The following is a 3,653-nucleotide window of genomic DNA, read 5'->3' as shown; positions in this document are numbered from 1 at the left end:
CCCGCTTCGACGCGGTGATGCAGGCCGACGGCAAGATCGAGCCGCAGGACTGGATGCCCGAGGCGTATCGCAAGACGCTGGTGCGTCAGATCTCGCAGCACGCGCATTCGGAGATCATCGGGATGCAGCCCGAGGGCAACTGGATCAGCCGCGCGCCGAGCCTCAAACGCAAGGCGATTCTGCTCGCGAAGGTGCAGGACGAAGGCGGCCACGGTCTGTACCTCTACAGCGCGGCCGAAACACTGGGCGTCTCGCGCGATCAACTGGTCGCCGCGCTGCACGCAGGCAAGGCGAAATATTCGAGCATCTTCAACTATCCGACACCCACGTGGGCCGATGTCGGCGTGATCGGCTGGCTCGTCGATGGCGCCGCGATCATGAACCAGATTCCGCTGTGCCGCTGCACCTACGGGCCGTATGCCCGCGCGATGATCCGCATCTGCAAGGAGGAGTCGTTCCACCAACGCCAGGGCTTCGACGCGCTGCTCGCGATGATGAAAGGCACGCAAGCGCAGAAGGATCTCGTGCAGCAGGCGGTGAACCGCTGGTGGTGGCCGGTGCTGATGATGTTCGGCCCGAGCGACAAGGATTCGATCCACAGCGGCCAGTCGTTCGCGTGGGGCATCAAGCGCATCTCGAACGATGACCTGCGTCAGAAGTTCGTCGATGCGACCGTCGAGCAGGCGAAGATCCTCGGCGTCACATTGCCCGATCCCGACTTGAAGTGGAACGAAGCGCGGCAAGCGCACGACTACGGCGCGATCGACTGGGACGAGTTCTGGCGCGTGGTCAACGGCGACGGTCCGTGCAACAAGGAGCGCCTCGCCACGCGCGTGAAGGCGCACGATGACGGCGCGTGGGTTCGCGAAGCCGCACTGGCGTATGCAGAGAAGCAAAAAGCCCGCGCCCACCAACAAGCTGCATGAGCATGGAGACGATGAAGATGAACAAGGAATGGCCGATCTGGGAAGTGTTCGTGCGCAGCAAGCAGGGACTGGATCACAAGCATTGCGGCAGCCTGCACGCACCGGACGCGGGCGCGGCGTTGCGCATGGCGCGCGACGTGTACACGCGTCGTCAGGAAGGCGTGAGCATCTGGGTGGTGCCCTCGGCGGCGATCACGGCATCGGACCCGGCAGACAAGGCCGAGTTGTTCGAGCCCGCGGGCGACAAGATCTATCGGCATCCGACGTTCTTCGTGCTGCCCGACGAAATCAATCACATGTAAGGGCGCGCGACATGAGCCAGAAAGAACATCTCGCCTACGTGCTGCGTCTTGCCGACAACGCGCTGATTCTCGGACAGCGCAACGCGGAGTGGTGCAGTCACGGCCCGGCACTGGAAGAGGATATTGCGCTGGCGAACATCAGTCTGGATCTGATCGGTCAGGCGCGTTTGCTCTACACGCATGCTGCTTCGCTCGAAGCATCGCTCAACGGCAACAAAAAGACCGAAGACGATTACGCGTACTTCCGCACCGAGCGCGAGTTCGCCAACTACACGATCGCGGAGTTGCCGCACTTCGGCCCGCTCGCGGGCACGACGCGCACGGAGCGCGATTACGCGGTGACGATCGTGCGCAACTTCCTGTACTCGGCGTTGATGATGGAAGTGTGGAGCGCATTGCAATCATCGAACGATGCGCAACTCGCGGCGATCGCGGCGAAGTCGATCAAGGAGACGAGCTATCACCTGCATCACGCGCGCGACTGGCTGGTGCGTTTCGGCGATGGCACTGCGGAGTCGCATCGGCGTGCGCAGGCTGCGCTCGATTATCTGATGCCGTACACGCGCGAGTTCTTCGCGACCGATGCAATCGAACAGGCCGTCGCCGATGCGGGCATCGCGCCGCTGGCGAGCGAGTTCGAAGCGGCGTGGCGCGAGCAGGTTGCATCGGCGCTCGATGAAGCGACGCTCAAAGTGCCCGTAGAAGTGCAGCACGTCACGACGGGCAAGCAAGGCGAGCACTCGGAGCACATGGGTTATCTGCTGGCGGAGATGCAGAGCCTGGCGCGTCAGCATCCGGGCGCGAGCTGGTAATGCTGGCCATGCAAACCACGATCGAACGCGCGTGGCACGTGCTCGAGTCGGTGCCCGATCCGGAGATTCCGGTGGTATCGATTCGCGAGCTGGGCATCTTGCGCGATGTGCGTCACGGCGACGATGGCGTGCTCGAAGTGGTGATCACGCCGACGTACTCGGGCTGTCCTGCGATGTCGCAGATTGCTGAGGACATCGCGAAAGCGATCGATGATGCGCAACTCGGCGCGCATCGCATCGAGACGGTGCTGGCGCCTGCGTGGACGACCGACTGGATCACCGATGACGCGCGCGAGAAGCTGCGCCGCTATGGCATCGCGCCGCCGACGGGCGCATGCGGCAGCACGGAAAAGCCGATCCGCTTCGTGGCGCGCAAGCCCGCGACGATCGCGTGCCCGCGCTGCGGCTCGACGCACACGGAGAAGCTGGCGCAATTCGGCTCGACGGCGTGCAAGGCGTTGTATCGATGCATCGATTGCCGCGAGCCGTTCGATTACTTCAAGCCGTACTGAACCTCACTGACAAGCGAGCCGAGAAAACATGGCGACTCCGCAATTTCATCCGCTGCGCATTCGCGACGTGCGCCCCGAAACCGCCGACGCGCTCACCGTTTCATTCGATGTGCCGCCCGCATTGCGCGATGCGTTTCGCTTTACGCAGGGCCAGTTCGTGACGCTCAAGACGCATATCGATGGCGAGGAGACGCGCCGCTCGTATTCGATCTGCGTGGGCGTGACCGACTACGATCGCGATGGCGAATTGCGCATCGGCATCAAGCGCGTGCGCGGCGGGCGCTTCTCGAACTTCGCGTTCGAGACCTTGAAGCCGGGCCATGAGATCGAGGTGATGACGCCCGACGGGCGCTTCTTCACGCATCTGAACGCGGATCACGCGAAGCATTACGTGGCGTTCTCGGGCGGCTCGGGCATCACGCCGGTGCTGGCGATCATCAAGACGACGCTGGACATGGAGCCGACGAGCCGCTTCACGCTGGTGTACGGCAATCGCAGTGTCGACGCGATCATGTTCGCCGAGGAACTCGAGGATCTGAAGAACCGGTATATGGACCGGTTCTCGCTGTATCACGTGCTGTCCGATGATTTGCAGGATGTCGAGTTGTTCAACGGCGTGCTGGATCAAGAGAAGTGCAAGGCGTTTCTTTCGACGCTGCTCTCGCCTGAAGAGATCGATGAAGCGTTCATCTGCGGCCCCGGCCCGATGATGGACGCCGCTGAAGCCGCACTGAAAGAAGCGGGCGTGCCGCCGAAGCAGATTCATGTGGAGCGCTTCGGCACGCCGTTGCCGCAGGCGGGTGCGCCGACGATCGAGATTACGGAGAGCACGCCGGCGGCGGATCTGGAACTGGTCATCGATGGCAAGAAGCGCAAGCTGCGTCTGCCTTATGAAGGCGTGAGCGTGCTCGATGTCGGTCTGAAGGCAGGGCTCGCGTTGCCGTACGCGTGCAAGGGCGGGGTGTGCTGCACGTGCCGCGCGAAAGTGCTCGAAGGCGAAGTGAAGATGGACAAGAACTACACGCTCGAACAACACGAGATCGATGAGGGTTTCGTGCTGACCTGCCAGTGCCATCCGGTGAGCGAGCGCGTGGTTGTGAG

5 protein-coding genes are annotated in these 3,653 nt (G+C 62.9%); all 5 read left to right on the top strand.

Going from position 1 to position 3,653, the window contains the following annotated elements; all coding sequences use genetic code 11:
• The coding region (gene paaA, locus NCS03_RS07800) for a 1,2-phenylacetyl-CoA epoxidase subunit PaaA (protein ID WP_250529020.1) at positions 1–926 on the top strand (926 nt) is incomplete at its 5' end.
• Between the two features lie 17 nt (positions 927–943).
• Positions 944–1,228 (top strand): 1,2-phenylacetyl-CoA epoxidase subunit PaaB, encoded by a 285-nt coding sequence (gene paaB, locus NCS03_RS07795; protein ID WP_008349546.1) that lies wholly within the window; start codon positions 944–946, stop codon positions 1,226–1,228.
• Positions 1,229–1,239: 11 nt separating this feature from the next.
• On the top strand, positions 1,240–2,040 hold the full coding sequence (gene paaC / locus NCS03_RS07790) for a 1,2-phenylacetyl-CoA epoxidase subunit PaaC (RefSeq protein WP_008349547.1): 801 nt from the start codon (positions 1,240–1,242) through the stop codon (positions 2,038–2,040).
• Positions 2,040–2,552, top strand: coding sequence for a 1,2-phenylacetyl-CoA epoxidase subunit PaaD (gene paaD, locus NCS03_RS07785; protein ID WP_250529019.1), 513 nt, complete (start codon positions 2,040–2,042; stop codon positions 2,550–2,552). Before paaC ends, paaD begins: the two co-directional genes overlap by 1 nt.
• Before the next feature lie 28 nt (positions 2,553–2,580).
• On the top strand, positions 2,581–3,653 hold a 1,073-nt coding region (gene paaE / locus NCS03_RS07780; RefSeq protein WP_250529018.1), incomplete at its 3' end, for a 1,2-phenylacetyl-CoA epoxidase subunit PaaE.

The sequence above is a fragment of the Caballeronia sp. ATUFL_F1_KS4A genome (assembly GCF_023630905.1).
Taxonomy (GTDB): domain Bacteria; phylum Pseudomonadota; class Gammaproteobacteria; order Burkholderiales; family Burkholderiaceae; genus Caballeronia; species Caballeronia zhejiangensis.
This window is presented reverse-complemented; position numbering and strand designations above follow the sequence as displayed.

Excerpts from the sequence above, each read along its gene's own strand:
- paaD (WP_250529019.1), top strand. The coding sequence starts at position 2,040 with ATGCTGGCCATGCAAACCACGATCGAACGCGCGTGGCACGTGCTCGAG.
- paaC (WP_008349547.1), top strand. The coding sequence starts at position 1,240 with ATGAGCCAGAAAGAACATCTCGCCTACGTGCTGCGTCTTGCCGACAAC.
- paaB (WP_008349546.1), top strand. The coding sequence starts at position 944 with ATGAACAAGGAATGGCCGATCTGGGAAGTGTTCGTGCGCAGCAAGCAG.